Here is a 22,757-nt window from a genome sequence, read left to right on the forward strand (position 1 = left end):
CACTCTTCAAGAGTTGAACGACTGGGCCAACGCGGCGTAGTCAGTACGCAACGTGGCGTCGAGAATTTCGCGCGGGTAATCCGCGGTCACCACCGCCTCCCCCAGACGCTTGAGCAACACGAGGCGCAACTGGCCATCGAGAACCTTCTTGTCCACCGCCATATGCTCCAGGAACTGCTCGGGCGACATATCCTGCGGTGGCACCACTGGCAGACCGGCAGACTGCAACAGGCGCACGCCACGGTCCCGATCCGCCACGGACAACCAACCAAGGCGATGGGACATCTCCAGCGCCATCACCGTTCCGGCGGCAACAGCCTCACCGTGCAGCCACACGCCATAGCCCTGCTCGGTCTCGATGGCGTGACCGAAGGTGTGCCCCAGGTTCAAGGTAGCTCGCACACCCGACTCACGCTCATCGGCGCCCACCACTCGTGCCTTGGCCGCACATGAGCGTTCGATGGCATAGGTCAGCGCAGCACCATCCAGGGCGCGCAAGGCAGCCATGTTTTCCTCGAGCCAAGCCAAGAAAGGCTCGTCACAGATCAAGCCGTACTTGATGACCTCGGCCAAACCGGCGGACAGCTCGCGCTGAGGCAAAGTATGCAAGCTAGCGGTATCGATCAGCACGGCCTTGGGCTGATAGAAGGCACCGACCATGTTCTTGCCCAGCGGATGATTGATCCCGGTCTTGCCACCCACCGAGGAGTCCACCTGCGACAGCAGCGTCGTCGGCACCTGGATGAAATCCACACCACGCTGGTAACAGGCGGCCGCGAAGCCTGCCATATCACCAATCACACCGCCGCCCAAAGCGATAACGGTCGTGCGTCGATCATGCCGGGCCTTCAGCAGACCGTCGAAGATCAACTGCAGGGTTTCCCAGTTCTTGAATGCCTCGCCGTCCGGCAATACGACCGAGGCGACCTTGAGGCCTTCCAGGGAGCGCATCAGCGCTTCCAGATACAGAGGCGCAACGGTTTCATTGGTAACCACTGCCACCTGCCGCCCGGCGACATGACGCGTGAGCAACTCGGGGCGTGCCAGCAGGCCATCCCCGATATAAATGGGATAGCTGCGCTCGCCGAGATCAACGTGAAGAGTCTGCATGAGGCCCCCAGAATAAAAAGGCCTCTAGGATAGCGCAGTTCGCCCCGCGCTTTAACGGGGCGACAAGGCTTCCAGACGCGAGAGAATTTCCTGAACCACCATACGCGGCGGACGCTCGTCCGTCTCGATGACGATATCGGCGACCTCTCGGTAAAGAGGATCACGCATGGCCATCAGGTCCCGAAGCACCTGAGCCGGATTGGCCGCGCGCAACAACGGACGATTACGATCACGCGAGGTACGGTCGATCTGCTGCTCCACAGAGGTATGCAGATAGACGACTCGCCCCCCAGCATGCAGAGCCCGACGGTTTTCTGAACGCATGACCGCCCCGCCGCCAGTGGCCAATACAAGGCCGTCCTGCATCGAAAGCTCGGCGATCACCGCCTGCTCCCGCTCACGAAAGCCTTGCTCCCCCTCGACATCGAAGATCCAGGGAATATCAGCACCGGTACGCTGCTCAATCTCCTTATCGGAGTCCTTGAAAGGCAAACGCAGCTCTTTGGCAAGCAAACGCCCGATGGTGCTCTTTCCAGCTCCCATCGGGCCTACGAGGATTACATTCCGCACTTAGGTCATCGATTCACGGCAATGGCTTGGTTGTTCATGATGCGCGGAGTAATGAAAACCAGCAACTCGGCCTTGTTATCCCGGATGATGTCACGACGGAACACACGCCCCAGGAAGGGAAGGTCACCCAGGAATGGCACTTTCTCAACCGCACTCGTCTGAGTATTGGAGAACACACCACCAATTACGATCGTCTCACCATCATTGACCAGAACCTTGGCGTTAACCTCGTTCTTGTTGAGCGGCGGCACACCGTTGACCAGATTGGCGAAATCAGGAGCATCCTTAGTAACCTTAACTTCCATGATAATGCGGTTATCCGGCGTAATCTGCGGAGTTACCTCCAAGGCCAAAGCAGCCTCTTTGAAAGACGTACTGGTCGCGCCGCTCGAACTCGCCTCTTGATAGGGAACCTCTTGCCCTTTCAGGATCTTCGCCGTCTCCTTGTCGGAAGTAACCACCTTGGGCTGGGAAACGATCTCACCATTCCCGGTTTTTTCCATGGCGGACAATTGCAAATCCAGCACGACATTACTGCCTAAGTAACCAATAGCGATACCAGAAGTACTGTTTTGGACGCCCATATCTACGAATGGCAGCCGAGCCAAACCATCCTCCAAGGTAGTATTTCCGACTGTGTCAGTGCCGACGAATGGCGCCCTCGCCCCGGTATCCTCGTCAAACCCCTGCACGCCATCCTTGCCACTTACATCCCAACGGCCATTACGCACCGAGCCCCCCCAGCGCACACCAAGTGCCTTGTCGTAATCAACGTTGGCCTCAACGATGCGTGCCTCGATCATGACCTGGCGCACCGGAATATCGAGTTGAGCAACGATCCGACGCAACTCATCCAGACGCTCCTGAGTCTGATACGCGATGATGCTGTTGGTACGATCATCGACCGTGATAGAGCCACGACTGTCAGGCGAACCATCAGCGCTGGTGACCGATTGAAAGAGCTTGGCCATATCGGTCGCTTTGGCATAGTTAACCTGAATCAATTCACGACGTAGCGGAGCCAGCTCGGCGATTTGCTTCTGCGACTCAAGCTCCTGACGCTCACGCGCGGCAATTTCATCGGCTGGCGCAACCAGGAGAACGTTACCAATCTGACGCTTATCGAGCCCCTTGGTCTTCAATACCAAGTCCAGCGCTTGGTCCCAAGGCACATTCTGCAAACGCAATGTGATGTTGCCAGCCACAGTATCGCTGGCGACCAGGTTCAAATCGGTAAAGTCAGCAATCAACTGCAGCACGGACCGCACGTCGATATCCTGAAAGTTAAGCGACAGCTTTTCACCGGTATATGCAAATCGCTCAGCATTACGACGCTCTGCATCGTCCTGGCTGAGCGGCTTTACACTGAGGGTCAACTTGTTTTCGGTCTGATAAGCCAAGTAATCGTACAAGCCGACCGGCTCGATCACGATGCTGGTTTTATCCGCACCGCCTGTCGCACTGACGAACTGAACTGGCGTCGCGAAATCCTTAACATCAAGACGAACCCGCAAAGACTCGGGCAATTCGGTCTTTGCAAAGTCGAGTCGAATCTTGCCGCCCTGCTCCTGAATGTCCGGCGCAACTGACTTGTCGGAAAGCGTGATCACAACATTGCCTTCGCCCTGCTCACCACGCTGAAAATCGATATTGCTAATGGCCTTAGGCTGCGGACCGTAGGTTTTCTTCGCTGGCGCAGAGCTGGCGACGGCAGGCGCAGCAGCCGGACGCGAAGCAGCCGCGGAAGTGTCGCCGACCAGAACAAACAAGTCATTGCCTTCGACTCGGGTGCTATAAGGTGCCAGATTGGTCAGATTGACAATCAGCCGGGTGCGGTCCTTGGCTTCGACAATGGTCACGCTGCGCGCATTACCGACCCCCAGTTCCCTGTTCTTGGAGCCCAGCCTGTTCGACACGCCGGGCAGGTCCAGGGCAATGCGCGCAGGCTGCTCAATCGTATATCCCCGCGGGGCAGTTACCGGCTCGTCAAAGGACAGCTTCAGCTCCACCCGGTCACCAGGCAAACTGGCTACATCCAGATCTTGTAGATTGGCCGCCAATAGTGCGGGCGACAGCAACACCGCCATCAGGGCGACGCTAAGACGCGAAAGAGAGCCATTCATTTTCGTATCCCGTTTGGCAGACAGATTATTTGTATTCATTTTTCACATCACCCCGTCAGGAGCGCTCCTTCAAGGAAAGGCTGCGTGGTCGCTCAAGCCAGCCACCTTCGCCATCCGGCACAATTTCCATCACATCGATCTTGGACTCATCGATCACAAGTATCTTGCCGTGATTGCGGCCCAGATAATCGCCCACTTTGACACGGTGAACGCCCCCCGCACCGCTAACCAGCGCAAACAATTCACGATCGTTCCTCAAGATACCGACCATCTCGAAAGTTTCGATGTTGAAACCTTCGAGGAACTGTTTGACACGACTCTCATCCGGTTTGATCTCTGGAGCACCTTTTTGTCGGGTAACCACATCAATCTTGACCGGGGGCTGAAACGGACTACGCAATGAGGCTGCCCGATAGGTAAAGCTCTCATAAGGCTGAAAAGTTGGTAGCGGTTCGATAGCGCCTTTAGGTTTTGCCCGCGCATCATCCATATAAGCGCGCAAATCGGAAAAATCCCCGCTCCCGCCACATCCCGCCAAAAGCAAAAGCCCCACCACCAGAGCTGAACGAGAGAAACTCATTATTGAGCCCCCTTATCATTATAGCGATAGGTCTTGGCCATAATTTGCATATTCAGTCGACTCGAACTTTCTGCACTAGCAGGCGCCAACTGGAAGTCATGCAGCGTAACAATCCGCGGCAGACTGGCAACGCCACTGACGAAGGTTGCGAGATCGTGATACCCACCTGTGACCTTTATCTGGATAGGCAACTCGATATAAAACTGCTGAGCCACTTCAGGTAGAAGTTTGATTTCTTCAAACTCCAACCCGCTACCCAAACCAGTTCTGGTAATGTCTTCCAGCAAACCCGGCACCTCGGTATCGCTCGGCAACTGACGCAACAGGGCGCCGAACGACACCTCCATTTCTTGCATTTGCTCTTTGTAAGCTTCCAGATTAGCGGCCTGGAAAGCTTTACTGGTGAACTGTTCCTTTAGCGTTACCTCTTCCCGCTGACGCTGCTCCAAAATGCTTTGCAGGTCCTTGAGATGGAATTGGTAGCCCAGCACCAAAACGATAATCAGTAATAACAGACCAGCAATAAACTTGACGGCAGCCGGCCAAGAGCCGACGTTATTCATATCGAGGTCATTGACATCAATGCTGCGCAGGCTGTCCAGAGAAGTTTTGATACTCATTGCGCCGCCTCCGCTTTTTCCTGATCAGGCTGCGTTTGCTGAACCGTCAACTGAAATACGTTCGCCTGATCCAGAGCCCCCGCCGTGACAGCCTTCACTTCTGTCAGATTTGGAGCGGCCAGCCACTCGGAGCCGTCCAGATTGCGCATAAGGTTTGAAACCCGATTGTTGGATTCGGCAGCGCCGACAATCGCAATGTTCTTACCGGTCATTTTGACATTGGTGAAATACACGCCATCGGGCAATGTCCGAACCAACTGATCGAAGACACGGCCAATGATCGGGCGATTGCCCTGAAGATCCTGAATAATCTTCATACGTTCCAACAATTGCTGGCGGCGAGTTTTCAGCTCACTGATTTCCTTGATACGCGCATCCAGAACGGCAATTTCTTTTTTGATGAAATCATTGCGGGCGCTCTGATTACTGATCGCAGCGTTAAGCCACTGATCGCCAAGAAACACCAGGCCAGCTGCAACGATGAAAACCCCGGCAAGACTTACCAGAAACCGCTGCTTGCGTTCTTCGCGCAGCTGTTCGCGCCAGGGGAGTAGGTTAATCCGCGCCATCAGTCGAAACTCCTCATCGCCAGACCACAGGCAATCATCAGTGCCGGCGCATCACTGGCCAACGCGCCGGCGTTGACCTTGCTGCTGAGCGCCATATCGGCAAAGGGATTGGCCACTAGCGTCTGCGTACCGATCTTTTGCTGGATCAGCCGATCAAGATCGGGGATGGACGCGGTACCGCCAGCCAGGAGGATGTAGTCGACATCGTTGAACTGCCCAGCGGCGAAGAAGAACTGCAGCGAGCGCGAAACCTGCTGAACCACAGCCTCTTTGAACGGTTGCAACACTTCACTGTCATAGTCGTCTGGAAGACCACCCTGCTTCTTGGCAAGGCCAGCTTCTTCGACTGACAGACCATAGCGACGTTGGATTTCCTCGGTCAGTTGTCGACCGCCGAAAAGCTGTTCACGGGTATAGATGGTACGACCGTTGTGCAGAACGCTGAGCGTGGTCATGGTGGCACCAATATCGACCACCGCGACCGTCAGTTCGTCATGCCCACCGCCCAGCTGCGCCTCCAGCAGACCGTAGGCGCGCTCCAGCGCGTAGGCCTCGACATCGACCACCTTCGCAGTCAGACCGGCGAGCGCCAGCGCCGCCTCACGGACTTCGACGTTTTCCTTGCGGCACGCAGCCAGCAACACCTCGACCCGCTCGGGGTTGCGCGGCGCCGGGCCCTGCACCTCGAAATCGATGGCGACTTCTTCCAGCGGATAAGGGATGTACTGGTCGGCCTCGATCTTCAGCTGGTTTTCCAGGTCATCCTCGGAGAGCCCGGCTTCCATTTCGATGGTTTTGGTGATGACGGCCGAACCGGCAACGGCAACGGCCGCTGTCTTGACGCCGCTCTTGGCCTTGGCCAACACGCGGGAGAGCGCCTGACCGACCCCCTCCAGCTCGGCGATGTTCTTCTCGACCACTGCATTTGCCGGGAGTGGCTCGACTGCGTATGCCTCTACCTTGTAGCGGCTTCCCGAGCGACTCAGTTCGAGGAGCTTGACCGAAGTCGAGCTGATATCGATCCCCAGCAGCGTATTCGCTTTCTTAGTGAAGAGCCCTAGCACGACCGTTTTCCTATTGGCATCCGCGACTTACGGACTATTTATGTTTTTCCACATTAAATATCAGTCTTGACAGAAGCGCAAATGGCTCCCCGGGAAAAAAAACGCTTATAATGTGATCAGCTTTTCCCTTTGAGCCACGACTCCTGCTTAACTCATTCTTTTACTTGGAATTCCGAACATTTTGATACGCCTGCTGAAGTTCATCTGGTGGTCTTGCGTTGCCGTTTTTTGTGGGCTGCTGCTCAGTTTCAGCGGCGCGTTCCTTTATCTTAGCCCGACGCTTCCTTCCGTCGAATCGCTGCGCCAGGTTCAGCTGCAGATCCCCCTGCGCGTCTACAGCAGCGATGCCAAGCTGATCGCCGAGTTTGGCGAGATGCGTCGCTCGCCCATTCGCTTCGACGAAATCCCCAAGGAATTCATCAGCGCCCTGCTGGCAGCAGAAGACGATAATTTCGCCAATCATTATGGCGTCGATGTGACCAGCCTGATGCGCGCTGCCACGCAATTATTGAAAAGCGGTCAGATTCAGAGCGGCGGCAGCACCATCACCATGCAGGTGGCGAAGAACTTCTTCCTCACCAGCGAGCGCAGCTTCTCGCGCAAAGCCACCGAGATTCTCCTAGCGCTGCAGATCGAACGTGAGCTGAGCAAGGACGAGATCCTCGAGCTCTACGTCAACAAAATCTATCTCGGCCACCGCGCCTATGGCATCGAAGCCGCCGCGCAGGTGTATTACGGCAAGTCGATCCGCGATCTGAACCTGGCGCAGATGGCGATGATCGCCGGCCTGCCGAAAGCGCCTTCGCGCTACAACCCACTGGTCAACCCGACGCGCGCCAAGGAGCGCCGCGACTGGATCCTCGGCCGCCTGTATCGCCTCGGCCGTATCGATCAGGCCAGCTATGAGCAAGCGCTGGCCGAAGAAGTCGACGCACGCTACCACGTACCGACCCCCGAACTCAGCGCGCCTTATATAGCAGAGATGGCACGGGCGGAGATGGTCGGGCGCTATGGCAGCGAGGCCTACACAGAGGGCTTCAACGTCACCACTACGGTGCCCAGCCACCTGCAGGAAGTGGCCGACACCGCGTTGCGTGATGGGCTGATCGCCTACGACCAGCGCCACGGCTATCGCGGCCCCGAAAGCCGCCTACCGGGCATGACCCGCGAAACCTGGCTCAGCGAACTGGGCAAGTTCCGCAGCATCGGTGGCCTGGAGCCTGCAGTGGTGACCCAGGTCGAGAAGAGCGGCATCCTCGTGCTGACCCGCGACGGCGAAGAGCAGGCCGTGTCCTGGGACAGCATGAAATGGGCGCGCCCCTTCCTCAATACCAACAGCCTGGGCCCGCGCCCGCAGCAGCCCGGCGATGTCGCCAAGGTCGGCGATATCGTGCGCGTGCAACGCCAGGAGGATGGCAGCCTGTTCTTTACCCAGGTGCCGGCGGCGCAAAGCGCGCTGGTTTCCCTCGATCCTTACAGCGGCGCCATTCAGGCCCTGGTCGGCGGCTTCTCCTTCGACCAGAGCAACTACAACCGCGCCGTGCAGGCCAAGCGTCAGCCAGGCTCCAGCTTCAAACCCTTCATTTATAGTGCGGCACTCGATAGCGGCTATACCGCGGCAACCCTGGTCAACGATGCGCCGATCATCCTCTCTGACGACTACCTGTCGCAAAAGTGGCGGCCGAAGAACGACAACAACACGTTCCTCGGCCCGATCCGCATGCGCGAGGCGCTGTACAAGTCGCGCAACCTGGTGTCGATCCGCCTGCTGCAGGATATGGGCATCGACCGCAGCCTGCGCTACATCGAACGCTTTGGCTTCGCTCCGCAGGACCTACCACGCAACCTGTCGCTGGCCCTCGGCACTGCAAGCCTGACGCCGATGGAAATCGCCGAAGGCTGGGCCACCTTTGCCAATGGTGGCTACAAGATCGAGCCCTACCTGATCGAACGCATCGACGACCGCAACGGCAAGCCGCTGTTCCGCGCCAACCCGGCGCGCGTCCCTGGCAGCGAGCCGACAGAGGAGAACGCCAACCTGGCGGTGAACGCGGTTGACGACCTGCCCCAGGAAGATCCCAAGGTCGCCGAACAGATCATTGACGAGCGCACGGCCTACATCATGACCAGCATGCTGCAGGACGTGATCAAGCGCGGTACCGGCCGCCGCGCCCTGGCGCTGGGACGCAACGACCTGGCAGGCAAGACCGGCACCACCAACGAGTCCAAGGACAGCTGGTTTTCCGGCTACAACGCCGACTACGTGACCACCGTCTGGGCCGGCTTCGATCAGCCGGAGAGCCTGGGACGCCATGAATACGGCGGCACCGTGGCCCTGCCTATCTGGATGAACTACATGGGCCCGGTACTCAAGGATCGTCCAAGCCATCTGCCCAAGGAACCCAAGGGCCTGCTGACCCTGCGCGTCGATCCGGTCAGCGGTCGCGCCGCCGTGCCCGGCACACCGGACGCCTACTTCGAACTGTTCAAGAGCGAAGATTCACCGCCACCCATGAGCGAGTTCGAACCGGGCATGGGCGCTCCTGGCAGCCCGCTGCCGGCTGACGAGATGGCGCCGATCGATCTGTTCTAGAGAAGCAGCCACAAGCTGCAAGCCTCAGGCGCCAAGTAGAAGCGGCGCGGGGAGCACTTGGGATACCGGCGCTACGATCATGCGCCGGCGGCGATTTTTCTCTTGCTGGCAGCATGAGGCTCAATAAAAAAACCCGCCGAAGCGGGTTTTTTTATTTCCATCCGAACGGCTTAGCCGTTGAACACGTCATCCACCGACTTCAGCGGATAGTGCTTCGGATAGGGCAGGGTCGCCACACCGGATTCGATGGCGGCCTTGGCCACGGCATCGCAAACCACAGTGATCAGACGCTGATCCATCGGCTTTGGAATGATGTACTCACGGCCGAACGACAGCTCGATACCGCCGTAAGCGTCGCAGACGTCCTGCGGCACCGGCAACTTGGCCAGGTCGCGCAGCGCCAGGGCAGCGGCGATCTTCATCTCTTCGTTGATGCGAGTGGCGCGAACGTCCAGAGCACCGCGGAAGATGAAGGGGAAGCCCAGCACGTTGTTGACCTGGTTCGGGTAGTCGGAACGACCGGTGGCCATGATCACGTCGCCGCGGGTCTCGTGCGCCAGCTCCGGCTTGATTTCCGGGTCCGGGTTGGAGCAGGCGAAGACGATCGGGTTGGCCGCCATGCGGTTGAGGTCTTCCGGGCTCAGCAGGTTGGCACCGGACAGACCGACGAACACGTCAGCACCATCGAGAGCGTCGGACAGAGTGCGCTTGTCGGTCTCGGTGGCGAACACGGCCTTGTACTGGTTCAGGTCATCGCGACCGGCATGGATCACGCCCTTGCGGTCGATCATGAAGATGTTCTCGACCTTGGCACCCATGCTCACCAGCAGCTTCATGCAGGAGATGGCGGCTGCACCGGCGCCCAGGCATACGATCTTCGCCGCTTCCAGGGTCTTGCCGGCGATTTCCAAGGCGTTGAGCATGCCGGCGGCGGTCACGATCGCGGTGCCATGCTGGTCATCGTGGAATACCGGGATGTCGCACTGTTCGATCAGCGCGCGCTCGATCTCGAAGCACTCGGGGGCCTTGATATCTTCCAAGTTGATGCCGCCGAAGGTGATGGAGATGCGTTTTACGGTGTCGATGAAAGCCTGCGGACTTTCCGAATCGACTTCGATATCGAACACGTCGATACCGGCGAAACGCTTGAACAGCACGCCTTTACCTTCCATCACCGGCTTGGAAGCCAGCGGGCCGAGGTTACCCAGACCGAGAATGGCGGTACCGTCGGAGATAACGGCGACCAGGTTGCCTTTACCGGTGTAACGGTAGGCCAGCTCGGCGTCACGCGCGATTTCGCGTACCGGCTCGGCAACGCCCGGGCTGTAGGCCAGCGACAGGTCGCGGGCAGTGGCCGTGGCTTTGGTCAACTCGACGCTCAGCTTACCGGGGCGGGGCTGGGCGTGATATTCGAGAGCGGCAGTTTTTAGATCTGACATAGTGGCATTTCCGCTTTTGTTGGCTGTTGAACGGGCAGGCGGCCGAGGATACGCAAGTTGTATACACCTGCACAAGACCGTTCGGTCGCGATTGAAGCGCCGCGCTAGCGCAGCGTTTTCAGCCACTCGCCAGGGCGCGGTTCGCCGCTTGGGTAGAGCCCGTTGAGCAGTCGCAACTGGGCCTCGCCATCGGTCGACAGCGGCAAATCCTTGGCCAGAGCGGAGAGGCTCTGTCCCGCCTTGGCCTTCACCAGATGCAGGCGCACCGGCTCGGCCAGCTTGCGTTCTCTCGCCTTCAGCGGCCGGTAACTGCGGATGACGTCGAGGAAGCGCTGATCCTCGGTTTCCAGCGAAGCGCGCCCTTTTACCGCTGCCACGAACAGGTACGCATTGTCGCCTCGATAGATCACCGCAACACGCCGCGCCGACTGCCCCTGCAACACCGCTGTATAGCCTTGCAGTGCCCCCAGGCGCAGTTCTTCGCCAGCAACCAGGCGCTGATTGCCAGCGCGCTTGCGCAGGAATTCGGCAGGCGAAAGCTGCTTGTCCGCCGCCTCCAGGGTCATTGCGATAAAGGCTTGCTCATCCGGGGTGTGACCGATCAGCACATCGGGACGATTGACCAGCTGCCAGCCCTGCGGATAGCTCAGGGTGAAATCCAGTTCACCGTGATAGAAATTGCGTCCGCGGCGAATTCCGCTGGCGGCCGAATCGCCGAACACCAGGCCGTCGAGCATCTGCAGAAAATTGTCCCGACCCACTTCCTGGTTACTGCCGACCAGCGCCCGCGCCGGGCCGATCACTTCCTGCAGACGACGATCGTTGTCCGGGTGGGTGTCGAACAAGCCGTGATAGCTGCCCGCTGCCGGGGCTTCGCCGCGCCTGGCGGCCTGCTCGCGGGCGAAATCCTCCTGCCCCTTGAGCACCTTGACCACTTCGATCATTGCCTGCGGGTCATAGCCCCCGCGCGCCAGGTATTGCGCGCCCAGGCCATCGGCCTCCAGCTCCATGTCGCGGCCGTAGCCGCGCACGAAGGCGTTGCCCATGGCACTGGTCAGATCGCCCACCGCGCCCACACCGGTGCCGATGGCCGCGGCCTGGCCGAGCAGCCCCCAGGCCGTGGACTGGCTCTGCTGGCGCACGCTGTGACGGGCCGTCACGTGACCGACCTCATGGCCCAGCACGGCGGCCAGCTCCGCCTCCGAGTTGAGGTAGGCCAGCAGGCCACGATGGATATAGATGTAGCCACCCGGCAGCGCGAAGGCGTTGACGTCCGGACTGTCGACCAAGGTGAAGACGTAGTTGAGCTGATTGCGATGGCTGCTGCGCGCCACCCGCTCGCCGACACGCTGGATATAGGCCTGCAGCTTGGCATCCTCGTAGCGCGGGTATTGCTTGAGAATTTCCTGGTTGTAGCGCGCACCGAGGTCCAGCTCCTGGCGTTCGCTCATCATCACGAAATCGGTGCGACCGGTCGCGGGATTGACCGCGCAACCCGCCAACCAGCTGCACAACAGACACAGCATCAATGCACGAATCATGGCAACACCTCCAGCATCGCCGAATGGGTAAGCGGCAGCATCCAGCGCGCCTGCCCGGATTTCAAGCCACCGCGGCTCTGCCGGTCGATGACCCAACCCCGCGCCTCCACTCGCCGCCCCTTGAGTTTCTGCAAGGCAGGCACGTCGAACTCGCCGAGCAGTTCGGGCGACACGCGCAGGACCCGACCGCCATCGAGATCGAGCCACAGGCCGCCACGATTGCGCTGCACGCCGACAACCCGGCCGCCGAGCAGGGCGAAGCCGCCTCCCTGCAACTGGCCAGCCGTCTTCACCTGCTCGTCACGCCACACGCCGAGGCGCTTGCTGCGCGCCTGGCGCTCGGCCTGTGCCTGGCAGGTCGCCAGCGCAGCATTGGGCGCCACCGCAACCATGAAACCGAGGCCTTCGCCGAGCAATTGCGCTTCGAGATTACGCCCCTGGCGGTCGTAAAGATGGGCCAGGGTGCGGCCGTAGCGGTCCTTGCGCTGCTTGCCGTAGAGCAGGCCGACGCGGCCATCGCTGGCATCGACCAGCGCCTGCAGACGACGCTTGGCCTGCACGGCATAAGGCTCGTCGCTGCGCCCCTTGCGCCCCAGTTCCGGCGTATTGATGCCGATCAGGCGAATGCTGCGGCCGTCGGCCAGGCGCACGGTATCGCCGTCGACCACCTGGCGCACGGCGACCGGAGCCAGATCGGCGCGCAGCGGACAGAAGGCCTGCGCCAGATCGACGCAAAGCAGAGAAACGAAAAAGGCGCCCACCAGGGACGCCTTTTTCAGTAGCACGGAGTGGCGCATGCCAGATTCCGTTTCGATTCGGCCGCTTACTTGGCGCCGAATACGCCGAAGCGCTGCTTGAAGCGATCGATACGGCCGCCGGTGTCCAGCACTTTCTGCTTACCGGTGTAGAACGGGTGGCACTCGGAGCAAACGTCCAGGCTCAGGTTCTTGCCCAGGGTGGAGCGGGTCTTGATCACGTTGCCGCAGGAGCAGGTGGCGTCGATTTCAACGTAGTTCGGATGGATATCGGCTTTCATGGTGCTTTCCTCGGGGTAGTCGTGCCGCCACCCGACCAATGTCAGGCACCGCACAGAAATAGGCCGCGCATCTTACCAGACGCGCGAGTCGATGCAAGCCGCGCAAGGCGCCGGTCGTCGCGTGCTAAGATCGCCAGCCTGTCAACGGAGCTCCTGGCTTGCCCGACTTGATCCTGCGCCTCGCCCTGCCCTCGCCGCTGCGCCGCCTGTTCGACTACCTCGCCCCCGCTGGCGTGTCGCGCAGCGCCTTGCAGCCTGGCGTGCGCCTGCGCGTACCCTTCGGCCGTCGCGAGATGATTGGCGTGCTGGTGGAAGTCGACAGCCAGAGCGAAGTTCCACTCGACAAGCTCAAGCCCGCCCTGGAGCTGCTCGACGCCCGCCCACCGTTGCCGGCGCCGCTGTTCAAACTGTGTCTGTGGACGGCACAGTATTACCAGCACAGCCTCGGCGACACCCTGAGCTGGGCCTTGCCGGTGCTGCTGCGCCAGGGCGAGCCGGCCGAAACCCGCCAGGAGCGTTACTGGCTGGCCAGCAAGGGCGCCAGCGTCGACGACCCACGGCTGGCCCGCGCTCCGCGCCAGCGCGACGCACTCAAGGCACTGGCGCAACATCCGCACGGTGTGGCCCACAGCCTGCTCAGCCAGCTGCAACTCAACCGCGACAGCCTGCAGTTGCTGCATGAGAAGGGCCTGGTACGGGTAGAGGTGCGCCGCACTCAGCCTCACGCCAAGCCCGCACACTGGCTGGCACAACCGGAACTGCCGCTGAACGCCGAGCAACGGGCCGCGGTGAATGCCGTGGCGTCAGGTTGGGACCAGTTCAATGCGTTTCTGCTCGCGGGCGTCACCGGCAGCGGCAAGACCGAGGTGTACCTGCAGCTTATCCACCAATGCCTGGAGGCCGGCAAGCAGGCGCTGGTGCTGATCCCCGAGATCAACCTTGGCCCACAGACCTTCGACCGTTTCGCCCGCCGCTTCAACGCACGCATCGCCCTGCTGCACTCGGCGGTGAACGACCGCGATCGTCTTGACGCCTGGTTGGCGGCGCGCGATGGCGAGGCCGACATCATCATTGGCACCCGCTCGGCGCTGTTCACGCCGATGAAGAATCCGGGGCTGATCATCGTCGACGAAGAACACGATGCTTCCTATAAACAGCAGGAAGGCCTGCGCTACCACGCCCGCGACCTGGCGTTGGTTCGCGCGCGTCAGGAAGACGTACCGATCGTCCTCGGCTCAGCCACACCCTCGCTGGAAAGCCTGCACAACGCCCACAGCGGCCGCTACGCCCTGCTCAAGCTGACCCAGCGCGCCGGCGGCGCCAGCCAGCCGCGCTTCCTGCGTCTGGACGTGAAGAGCCGGCCACTGGACTCGGGCATTTCCGGGCCGATGCAGCAGGCCATCGCCCAGACCCTCGCAGCCGGCCAGCAGGTGCTGGTGTTCCTCAACCGCCGCGGCTTCGCCCCAACCCTGCTCTGCCATGATTGCGGCTGGCTATCGGAGTGCCCACGCTGCGACGCGCGCATGACCGTGCACCAGCGTTATCAGGAGCTGCGCTGCCATCACTGCGGCCATGTCGAGCGACAGCCGAGCAACTGCCCGAAATGCCAGCACGTCGACCTGCGCCCGGTCGGCGCGGGCACCGAGCGCGCCGAAGAGCGCCTGGCGGTGCTGTTCCCTGATTACCCGGTGCTACGCATCGATCGCGACAGCACCTCGCGCAAAGGCGCGATGGATCGCCTGTTCGCCACCATCAACAAGGGCGAGCCGTGCATCCTGGTCGGCACGCAAATGCTTGCCAAGGGTCACCACTTCCCGCGAGTGACGCTGGTGTCGATTCTCGATGCCGACGGTGGCCTGTTCTCGGCTGACTTTCGCGCCAGCGAGCGCATGGCGCAGTTGATCGTACAGGTGGCCGGGCGCGCCGGGCGCGCCGAGGAACCGGGCAAGGTGATCATCCAGAGCCACCTGGCCGACCATCCGCTGCTGGTGCAACTGACCGAACAGGGCTACTTCGCCTTCGCCGAGCAGGCGTTGAGCGAGCGGCGCAGCGCCGGCCTGCCGCCGTTCTGCCACCTGGCCCTGCTGCGCGCCGAAGCGCACAAGCCTGGCCAGGCCGAGAGCTTCCTCGATGAAGCCTGCAGCGAGGCCGAGCATCTGCTGGGTGAGCTGGACTTGTCCGGTATCGAACTGCTCGGCCCGGTACCGGCGCCGATGGAGCGTCGCGCCGGGCGTTTCCGTGCGCAGTTGCTGCTGCAGGGCAATGCCCGCGCCCCGCTGCACCGCCTGCTCAATCGCTGGCTGCATGCGCTGGAGCAGATGCCCAGCGGCCGCGCGGTGCGCTGGTCGCTGGACGTGGACCCGATTGACCTGTTCTAGCGTAGCGTGGGCCGGGCGGCGATCCGCTTCAGCCCACCAACAGCGGTCACCCTTGGTGGGCTGAAACCCACCCTACCCACGCAAACGCGGCGGCGAAGAAAAACGCGGCACGCTTTTCCTTGCCGCTTGTGGCTTGCAGCTTGTCGCTGCTCTTATAATGCGCAGTTTTCGACCAAAGCCCCAAGGCAACCCGAGCCGAACATGAAAGACAGCATTCGCCACCTGATCCAGCAAGCCCTCGACCGCCTGACCGCCGAAGGCGTGCTGCCTGCGGGCCTGACGCCGGCCATCCAGGTGGAGAACACCAAGGACAAGAGCCACGGCGATTTCGCCAGCAACATCGCCATGATGCTGGCCAAACCAGCCGGCATGAAGCCGCGCGACCTGGCCGAGAAGCTGATCGCTGCCCTGCCGGCCGACGAGCAGATCACCAAGGTGGAAATCGCCGGCCCCGGCTTCCTCAATTTCTTCCAGAACAGCGATGCCCTGGCACAGCGCCTGGAAGCGGCACTGGCCGATGCCAAACTCGGCGTACGCAAGAACGGCCCGGTGCAGCGCGTGGTGGTCGACCTGTCCGCGCCCAACCTGGCCAAGGAGATGCACGTCGGCCACCTGCGTTCGACCATCATCGGCGACGGCGTGGCGCGCGTGCTGGAGTTCCTCGGCGACAGCGTGATCCGCCAGAACCACGTCGGCGATTGGGGCACCCAGTTCGGCATGCTGCTGGCCTACATGCAGGAAAATCCGGCGGCTGCCGAAAGCGAGCTGGCCGACCTGGAAGGTTTCTACCGCGCGGCCAAGAAGCGCTTCGACGAATCGCCCGAGTTCGCCGACCGCGCCCGCGAGCTGGTGGTCCAGCTGCAGGCCGGCGACGCCGAGTGCCTGCGCCTGTGGCACCGCTTCAACGACATCTCCCTGTCGCACTGTCAGGCGCTGTACGACCGCCTCGGCGTCAAGCTCTCCATGGCTGACGTCAAGGGCGAGAGCGCCTATAACCACGACCTGCCGCAGGTGGTCGCAGACCTCGCCGCCAAGGGTCTGCTGACCGAAGACAACGGTGCGCAGTGCGTCTTCATGGACGAATTCAAGAACGCCGAAGGCAACCCGCTGCCGCTGATCGTGCAGAAGGCCGGCGGCGGCTACCTGTACGCCACCACCGACCTGGCAGCCACCCGCTACCGCGCCGGCACGCTCAAGGCCGATCGCGTGCTGTACTTCGTCGACCAGCGCCAGGCCCTGCACTTCCAGATGGTCTTCGCCTGCGCGCGCCTGGCCGGCTTCGTACCGGCCAGCATGGACATGGAACACATGGGCTTCGGCACCATGAATGGCCCGGATGGTCGCCCGTTCAAGACCCGCGACGGCGGCACCGTGAAGCTGGTGCAACTGCTCGACGAGGCCGAGCAGCGCGCCTACGCCCTGGTCAAGGACAAGAACCCGGAGCTGGCTGAAGACGAGCTGCGCCAGATCGCCCGCGTGGTCGGCATCGCCTCGGTGAAGTACGCCGACCTGTCCAAGCACCGCACCAGCGACTACAGCTTCAACTTCGACCTGATGCTGAGCTTCGAGGGCAACACTGCGCCGTACCTGCTGTATGCCTACACCCGCGTCGCGGGCGTGTTCCGCAAACTCGGCAAGGGCGTGGACGAGATCGGCGGACAGATTACCCTGGTCGCCGAGCATGAGCAGGCCCTGGCCGCCAAACTGGCGCAGTTTGGCGAGCTGCTGGGCAGCGTCGCCGAGAAGGGCACGCCGCACATGCTGTGCAGCTACCTGTACGACCTGGCCGGGCTGTTCTCCAGCTTCTACGAAAACTGCCCGATCCTGACTGCCGAGGACGAAGCCACGCGCAACAGCCGTCTGCGCCTGACCGCCCTCACTGGCCGTACCCTCAAGCAAGGCCTGGAGCTGCTCGGCCTGGAAACTCTGGAGCGGATGTAAATGGCAGCGCGCAAGAAGCCGGCGCCGAAACGCGGCGCCAGTCGCTATCAGGCCCCGGCGAAAAAGCCCGTACCGGGCTGGATCTGGCTGGCCTGCGGCCTGGTGGTTGGCGGGTTCTTCATGTTCCTGTTCAGCCTCGAACCGGGCCGTGACGAGATCAAGCGCGACAAGGGCGAGCAGGTGCGCAGCAGCAAACCCGAGCCCAAGCCGACGCAGCCCGAGCCGGCCAGGCCCAAGTACGACTTCTACACCCTGCTGCCGGAGTCGGAAGTGATCCTGCCGCAGGCCCTGGAGGAAACGCCGCCGCCTGCACCGGAGCAAAAACCGGTCACCCCGGAAGAAGCCGCGAAGATCGACACCGCCCGCGCCGAAGCTGCGCTCAAAGGCGAAGTGCCGCCGCCCCCGCCGCCGGTGCTGGCCAGCGCGCCGGTCACCACGCAGTTCTTCCTCCAGGCCGGCTCTTTCCGCAAGCGTGACGACGCCGATACCCTGCGCGCGCAGATCATCCTGCTCGGCCAGAATGTACGGGTGGAAACCGGCAAGGTGCGTGAGGAAACCTGGCACCGCGTACTGGTCGGCCCCTTCGCCAGTCGTGAGCAACTGGCGACAGCGCAGAAGACCCTGGCCGGCAACGGCTACAGCAATCTGCTGTTACAGCAGCGCCAGGTCCGCTGATCGTCGATTCACCCGCCGCTGGTTGAAAAGCCGCGGCGCGCACCCCATCTGAGTTTCCATTCGGGCAAGTTCGCCCCGCAGCGTGGAGATTCACCCTTGACCACCATCGTTTCAGTGCGCCGCCACGGCAAGGTCGTGATGGCTGGCGACGGCCAGGTATCGCTCGGCAACACCGTTATGAAGGGCAACGCCAAGAAGGTTCGCCGCCTGTACCACGGCCAGGTGCTGGCCGGCTTCGCCGGCGCCACCGCCGATGCCTTCACCCTGTTCGAACGCTTCGAAGGCCAACTGGAAAAACATCAGGGCCACCTGGTGCGAGCCGCCGTCGAGCTGGCTAAGGACTGGCGCACCGACCGTAGCCTGAGCCGCCTTGAGGCCATGCTGGCAGTCGCTAACAAGGACGCATCCTTGATCATCACCGGCAACGGTGACGTAGTCGAACCCGAGGAAGGCCTGATCGCCATGGGCTCCGGCGGCAACTTCGCCCAGGCCGCCGCGCGTGCGCTGTTGATGAAGACGGACCTCTCCGCTCTCGAAGTGGCGCAAACCGCGCTCGGCATCGCCGGCGACATCTGCGTGTTCACCAACCACCACCAGACAATAGAGGAACTGGACGCCGCCGAGTAGCGTCCACTGCCTCACCGCTTTCCGTTTATTGCGAGCCCAATTCCATGTCCATGACGCCCCGCGAGATCGTCCACGAACTCAACCGCCACATCATCGGCCAGGACGACGCCAAGCGCGCCGTCGCCATCGCCCTGCGCAACCGTTGGCGGCGCATGCAATTGCCGGCCGAGCTGCGTCAGGAAGTCACGCCGAAGAACATCCTGATGATCGGCCCGACCGGCGTCGGCAAGACCGAGATCGCCCGTCGCCTGGCCAAGCTGGCCAGTGCGCCTTTCCTGAAAGTGGAAGCCACCAAGTTCACCGAGGTCGGCTACGTCGGCCGCGACGTCGAATCGATCATTCGTGACCTGGCCGATGCCGCAGTGAAGATGCTGCGTGAACAGGAAATGACCAAGGTTCGCCACCGCGCCGAAGATGCCGCCGAGGAGCGCATCCTCGACGCGCTGCTGCCGCCTGCGCGCCAGGGCTTCGGCGACGAGCCGGCGCGCAGCGAGGATTCCAACACCCGTCAGCTGTTCCGCAAGCGCCTGCGCGAAGGTCAGTTGAACGACAAGGAAATCGACATCGAAGTGGCCGACTCGCCCATGGGCGTGGAGATCATGACGCCGCCAGGCATGGAGGAGATGACCAACCAGCTGCAGAACCTGTTCTCCAGCATGGGCAAGGGCAAGAAGAAGAGCCGCAAGCTCAAGGTCGTCGATGCCATGAAACTGGTGCGTGACGAGGAAGCTGCGCGCTTGGTCAACGAGGAAGAGCTCAAGGCCCGCGCGCTGGAAGCCGTCGAACAGCACGGCATCGTCTTCATCGACGAGATCGACAAGGTGGCCAAGCGTGCCAATGCCGGCGGCGCCGACGTCTCGCGCGAAGGCGTGCAGCGCGACCTGCTACCGCTGATCGAAGGCTGTACGGTCAACACCAAGTTGGGCATGGTCAAGACCGACCACATCCTGTTCATCGCCTCGGGCGCCTTCCATCTGTCCAAACCGAGCGACCTGGTGCCTGAGCTGCAGGGCCGCCTGCCGATCCGGGTCGAGCTCAAGGCCCTGAGCCCGCAGGACTTCGAACGCATCCTCAGTGAACCGCACGCTTCGCTCACCGAGCAATACAGTGCTCTGCTGAAGACCGAAGGGCTGGATATCGAATTCACCGAAGACGGCATCAAGCGCCTGGCGGAGATCGCCTGGCAGGTCAACGAAAAGACCGAGAACATCGGCGCCCGTCGCCTGCACACCCTGCTTGAACGCCTGCTGGAAGAGGTTTCCTTCAGCGCTGGCGATCTGGCTGGCCAGCAGAACGGCGAACCGATCCGCATCGATGCCGCCTACGTCAACGGCCACCTCGGCGAATTGGCGCAGGACGAAGACCTGTCGCGCTATATCCTCTGAAAACCGCCGCAAGCTGCAAGCTACAAACCGCAAGCATATCCGCTTGAACTTGTAGCTTGAGGCTTGCAACTTGGAGCTGCCTCATGCCCATCCCCAGCGCGATCAAACTGCACAAGGCGTCGAAAACGCTGGAGTTGCGTTACGGCGAACAGCGTTACTCGCTCAGCGCCGAGTTCCTGCGCGTGCATTCGCCGTCTGCCGAGGTGCAGGGGCATGGCAAGCCGATCCTGCAGACCGGCAAGCTCCATGTCGGCCTCGAACGCATCGAACCGGCCGGCAACTACGCACTGAAACTGTGCTTCGACGACGGCCATGACAGCGGCCTGTTCACCTGGGACTATCTGCACGAGCTGGCCACCCGGCATGACCAGCTCTGGGCCGATTACCTGGCGCAGCTCAGCGCCGCCGGCAAATCCCGCGACCCCAACGAGTCCGTCGTACGTCTGATGCTCTGACCTTAGGCGCAAGCCCCCGTTGCAGAGCGTCCGCCCCGTCTCCCCGCTCATTACCCGGTAGTTAGAACGATTTTTCTAAACTATCGCGGCATACTCCTGCTCCATCGATCAGCTTGCCTAACGGCAAAAACTCGGGTAACCAAGGAACTGGCAGGTTCCCTGCATTTGGCCCAGCCAGATGCAATGCATGACGCGGACTCGATCCGCCCCCGGCAACCCGAGCAGTACCTGGCCCTTGTTTCGCCGCGAGCACGGCCGGTGCGCGACTCAGGACATTGGAGCGTCGTAGATGAGTGACAAGAATAACGAAGACCTGAAACGCCAGGCCTCGGAAAACACCCTGGGTCTCAACCCGGTGATCGGCATCCGCGGCAAGGACCTCCTGACCTCTGCCCGCATGGTGCTCGCCCAGGCACTCAAGCAACCCTTCCACAGCGCCAAGCACGTCGCCCATTTCGGCCTCGAACTGAAGAACGTCGTGCTCGGCCAGTCCGCGCTCAAACCCGAGGATGGCGACCGCCGCTTCGCCGATCCGGCATGGAGCCAGAACCCGCTCTATCGCCGCTACCTGCAGACCTACCTGGCCTGGCGCAAGGAACTGCACGACTGGGTCGAGCACAGCTCGCTGTCCGAGCAGGACGCCAGCCGCGGTCATTTCGTCATCAATCTGATGACCGAAGCCATGGCGCCCTCCAACAGCATGGCCAACCCGGCGGCGGTCAAACGCTTCTTCGAGACCGGCGGCAAGAGCCTGCTCGATGGTCTCTCTCATCTGGCCAAGGACATGGTGCACAACGGCGGCATGCCCAGCCAGGTGAACATGGAGGCCTTCGAGGTCGGCAAGAACCTGGCCACCACCGACGGCGCCGTGGTGTTTCGCAATGACGTGCTGGAGCTGATCCAGTACAAGCCGATCACCGAAAGCGTGCACGAGCGCCCGCTGCTTGTCGTGCCGCCGCAGATCAACAAGTTCTACGTCTTCGACTTGTCGCCGGACAAGAGCCTGGCGCGCTTCCTCCTGCGCAGCCAGGTACAGACCTTCGTGGTCAGCTGGCGCAACCCGACCAAGGCTCAGCGCGAGTGGGGCCTGTCCACGTACATCGAGGCGCTCAAGGAAGCCATCGACGTCATCTGCGCCATCACCGGCAGCAAGGACATCAACATGCTCGGCGCCTGCTCCGGTGGCCTGACCACCGCGTCGCTGCTCGGCCATTACGCCGCCCTCGGCCAGCCCAAGGTCAATGCGCTGACCCTGCTGGTCAGCGTGCTCGACACCCAGCTCGACACACAGGTGGCGCTGTTCGCCGACGAGAAGACTCTGGAAGCGGCCAAGCGCCGTTCCTACCAGGCCGGCGTGCTGGAAGGCAGCGACATGGCCAAGGTGTTCGCCTGGATGCGCCCCAACGACCTGATCTGGAACTACTGGGTCAACAATTACCTGCTCGGCAACGAGCCGCCGGTGTTCGACATCCTCTACTGGAACAACGACACCACGCGCCTGCCGGCTGCGCTACACGGCGAGTTCATCGAGATGTTCCAGACCAACCCGCTGACCCGCCCGGGCGCGCTGGAAGTCTGCGGCACGCCGATCGACCTAAAGCAGGTCACCTGCGACTTCTTCGTCGTCGCCGGCACCACCGACCACATCACGCCGTGGGACTCCTGCTACAAGTCGGCTCATCTGTTCGGCGGCAAGTGCGAATTCGTCCTGTCCAACAGCGGCCATATCCAGAGCATTCTCAACCCGCCGGGCAACCCCAAGGCGCGCTACATGACCAATAGCGAGATGCCACTGGATCCGAAAGCCTGGCAGGAAAGCTCGACCAAGCATGCCGACTCCTGGTGGCTGCACTGGCAGAGCTGGCTGGCCGAACGCTCGGGCGAAACCAAAAACGCGCCCAGAGCGCTGGGCAACAAGAAATTCCCGGCAGGCGAAGCCGCTCCGGGCACCTATGTACACGAACGCTGATCGTCAGCTTCAACCGCCGCGGCACCGGGAAGTGCCGCACGCCACGCGCCAGCCAGGGCGTGGCTAACCAGGTTCATCCTGG

The 22,757-nt window shown here is 61.8% G+C and carries 19 protein-coding genes; 8 read left to right on the top strand and 11 right to left on the bottom strand.

Annotated elements, in window-relative coordinates; genetic code table 11:
- Positions 1-6: 6 nt before the first annotated feature.
- From aroB to P3C50_RS07325, 7 genes are read right to left on the bottom strand one after another with little or no spacing between them, the layout of a single operon-like run.
- The gene (gene aroB / locus P3C50_RS07295; protein WP_275545490.1) at positions 7-1,110 is read right to left on the bottom strand and encodes a 3-dehydroquinate synthase; all 1,104 of its coding nucleotides are present in this window, start codon (positions 1,108-1,110) and stop codon (positions 7-9) included.
- Positions 1,111-1,161: 51 nt separating this feature from the next.
- Positions 1,162-1,680 carry a shikimate kinase AroK gene (gene aroK, locus P3C50_RS07300; RefSeq protein WP_197856975.1) on the bottom strand — a complete coding sequence of 173 codons (519 nt, stop codon included), beginning with the start codon at positions 1,678-1,680 and terminating at the stop codon, positions 1,162-1,164.
- Between the two features lie 5 nt (positions 1,681-1,685).
- Entirely contained in the window at positions 1,686-3,803 is a 2,118-nt protein-coding gene (gene pilQ, locus P3C50_RS07305; RefSeq protein WP_275545491.1) for a type IV pilus secretin PilQ, read from the bottom strand.
- Positions 3,804-3,858: 55 nt separating this feature from the next.
- Entirely contained in the window at positions 3,859-4,383 is a 525-nt protein-coding gene (pilP, locus tag P3C50_RS07310; protein WP_275545492.1) for a type 4a pilus biogenesis lipoprotein PilP, read from the bottom strand.
- On the bottom strand, positions 4,383-5,003 hold the full coding sequence (pilO, locus tag P3C50_RS07315; protein WP_275545493.1) for a type 4a pilus biogenesis protein PilO: 621 nt from the start codon (positions 5,001-5,003) through the stop codon (positions 4,383-4,385). The genes pilP and pilO overlap by 1 nt, the downstream gene beginning before the upstream one ends.
- On the bottom strand, positions 5,000-5,572 hold the full coding sequence (pilN, locus tag P3C50_RS07320; protein ID WP_275545494.1) for a type 4a pilus biogenesis protein PilN: 573 nt from the start codon (positions 5,570-5,572) through the stop codon (positions 5,000-5,002). The genes pilO and pilN overlap by 4 nt, the downstream gene beginning before the upstream one ends.
- Positions 5,572-6,636: a pilus assembly protein PilM gene (locus tag P3C50_RS07325; protein WP_197856971.1), complete on the bottom strand. Its 1,065-nt coding sequence runs from the start codon at positions 6,634-6,636 to the stop codon at positions 5,572-5,574. The genes pilN and P3C50_RS07325 overlap by 1 nt, the downstream gene beginning before the upstream one ends.
- A gap of 181 nt (positions 6,637-6,817) precedes the next feature.
- Between P3C50_RS07325 and P3C50_RS07330 the strand changes: the two genes are divergently transcribed.
- A complete protein-coding gene (locus P3C50_RS07330; RefSeq protein WP_275545495.1) occupies positions 6,818-9,229 on the top strand; it encodes a penicillin-binding protein 1A in 2,412 nt (803 codons plus the stop codon).
- 170 nt (positions 9,230-9,399) lie between these two features.
- Here the strand turns inward: P3C50_RS07330 and P3C50_RS07335 are convergent, their stop codons facing one another.
- From P3C50_RS07335 to rpmE, 4 genes are all read right to left on the bottom strand, one after another.
- Positions 9,400-10,668, bottom strand: coding sequence for a malic enzyme-like NAD(P)-binding protein (locus tag P3C50_RS07335; protein WP_197856969.1), 1,269 nt, complete (start codon positions 10,666-10,668; stop codon positions 9,400-9,402).
- A 104-nt stretch (positions 10,669-10,772) separates the two neighbouring features.
- The gene (locus P3C50_RS07340) at positions 10,773-12,209 is read right to left on the bottom strand and encodes a M48 family metalloprotease (protein WP_275545496.1); all 1,437 of its coding nucleotides are present in this window, start codon (positions 12,207-12,209) and stop codon (positions 10,773-10,775) included.
- Positions 12,206-13,006, bottom strand: a complete 801-nt coding sequence (locus P3C50_RS07345) for a thermonuclease family protein (RefSeq protein WP_197856967.1) — start codon at positions 13,004-13,006, stop codon at positions 12,206-12,208. The genes P3C50_RS07340 and P3C50_RS07345 overlap by 4 nt, the downstream gene beginning before the upstream one ends.
- 26 nt (positions 13,007-13,032) lie before the next feature.
- The gene (rpmE, locus tag P3C50_RS07350; RefSeq protein WP_003459015.1) at positions 13,033-13,245 is read right to left on the bottom strand and encodes a 50S ribosomal protein L31; all 213 of its coding nucleotides are present in this window, start codon (positions 13,243-13,245) and stop codon (positions 13,033-13,035) included.
- A gap of 158 nt (positions 13,246-13,403) precedes the next feature.
- Here rpmE and P3C50_RS07355 point away from each other — a divergent pair, with 158 nt between their 5' ends.
- The 7 genes from P3C50_RS07355 (at position 13,404) to phaC (ending at position 22,675) form a co-directional block, all read left to right on the top strand.
- Positions 13,404-15,623, top strand: a complete 2,220-nt coding sequence (locus tag P3C50_RS07355) for a primosomal protein N' (RefSeq protein ID WP_197856966.1) — start codon at positions 13,404-13,406, stop codon at positions 15,621-15,623.
- A gap of 201 nt (positions 15,624-15,824) precedes the next feature.
- Complete coding sequence (gene argS, locus P3C50_RS07360; protein ID WP_275545497.1) at positions 15,825-17,564, top strand: arginine--tRNA ligase; 1,740 nt, start codon at positions 15,825-15,827, stop codon at positions 17,562-17,564.
- Entirely contained in the window at positions 17,565-18,239 is a 675-nt protein-coding gene (locus P3C50_RS07365) for an SPOR domain-containing protein (RefSeq protein WP_275545498.1), read from the top strand.
- Positions 18,240-18,335: 96 nt separating this feature from the next.
- The gene (gene hslV / locus P3C50_RS07370; protein ID WP_004372920.1) at positions 18,336-18,866 is read left to right on the top strand and encodes an ATP-dependent protease subunit HslV; all 531 of its coding nucleotides are present in this window, start codon (positions 18,336-18,338) and stop codon (positions 18,864-18,866) included.
- 44 nt (positions 18,867-18,910) lie between these two features.
- The gene (gene hslU, locus P3C50_RS07375) at positions 18,911-20,251 is read left to right on the top strand and encodes an HslU--HslV peptidase ATPase subunit (RefSeq protein ID WP_275545499.1); all 1,341 of its coding nucleotides are present in this window, start codon (positions 18,911-18,913) and stop codon (positions 20,249-20,251) included.
- Between the two features lie 83 nt (positions 20,252-20,334).
- A complete protein-coding gene (locus P3C50_RS07380) occupies positions 20,335-20,706 on the top strand; it encodes a gamma-butyrobetaine hydroxylase-like domain-containing protein (protein ID WP_197856961.1) in 372 nt (123 codons plus the stop codon).
- Between the two features lie 289 nt (positions 20,707-20,995).
- A complete protein-coding gene (gene phaC / locus P3C50_RS07385) occupies positions 20,996-22,675 on the top strand; it encodes a class II poly(R)-hydroxyalkanoic acid synthase (protein WP_275545500.1) in 1,680 nt (559 codons plus the stop codon).
- Positions 22,676-22,757 lie beyond the last annotated feature (82 nt).

It is taken from the genome of Pseudomonas sp. Marseille-Q0931 (assembly GCF_940789645.1).
In the GTDB taxonomy this organism is placed as follows: domain Bacteria; phylum Pseudomonadota; class Gammaproteobacteria; order Pseudomonadales; family Pseudomonadaceae; genus Aquipseudomonas.

Excerpts from the sequence above, each read along its gene's own strand:
- argS (WP_275545497.1), top strand. The coding sequence starts at position 15,825 with ATGAAAGACAGCATTCGCCACCTGATCCAGCAAGCCCTCGACCGCCTG.
- P3C50_RS07365 (WP_275545498.1), top strand. The coding sequence starts at position 17,565 with ATGGCAGCGCGCAAGAAGCCGGCGCCGAAACGCGGCGCCAGTCGCTAT.
- pilN (WP_275545494.1), bottom strand. The coding sequence starts at position 5,572 with ATGGCGCGGATTAACCTACTCCCCTGGCGCGAACAGCTGCGCGAAGAA.
- hslU (WP_275545499.1), top strand. The coding sequence starts at position 18,911 with ATGTCCATGACGCCCCGCGAGATCGTCCACGAACTCAACCGCCACATC.
- pilO (WP_275545493.1), bottom strand. The coding sequence starts at position 5,003 with ATGAGTATCAAAACTTCTCTGGACAGCCTGCGCAGCATTGATGTCAAT.
- P3C50_RS07345 (WP_197856967.1), bottom strand. The coding sequence starts at position 13,006 with ATGCGCCACTCCGTGCTACTGAAAAAGGCGTCCCTGGTGGGCGCCTTT.
- rpmE (WP_003459015.1), bottom strand. The coding sequence starts at position 13,245 with ATGAAAGCCGATATCCATCCGAACTACGTTGAAATCGACGCCACCTGC.
- P3C50_RS07340 (WP_275545496.1), bottom strand. The coding sequence starts at position 12,209 with ATGATTCGTGCATTGATGCTGTGTCTGTTGTGCAGCTGGTTGGCGGGT.
- phaC (WP_275545500.1), top strand. The coding sequence starts at position 20,996 with ATGAGTGACAAGAATAACGAAGACCTGAAACGCCAGGCCTCGGAAAAC.
- pilP (WP_275545492.1), bottom strand. The coding sequence starts at position 4,383 with ATGAGTTTCTCTCGTTCAGCTCTGGTGGTGGGGCTTTTGCTTTTGGCG.
- P3C50_RS07380 (WP_197856961.1), top strand. The coding sequence starts at position 20,335 with ATGCCCATCCCCAGCGCGATCAAACTGCACAAGGCGTCGAAAACGCTG.
- pilQ (WP_275545491.1), bottom strand. The coding sequence starts at position 3,803 with ATGAATGGCTCTCTTTCGCGTCTTAGCGTCGCCCTGATGGCGGTGTTG.
- aroB (WP_275545490.1), bottom strand. The coding sequence starts at position 1,110 with ATGCAGACTCTTCACGTTGATCTCGGCGAGCGCAGCTATCCCATTTAT.
- P3C50_RS07335 (WP_197856969.1), bottom strand. The coding sequence starts at position 10,668 with ATGTCAGATCTAAAAACTGCCGCTCTCGAATATCACGCCCAGCCCCGC.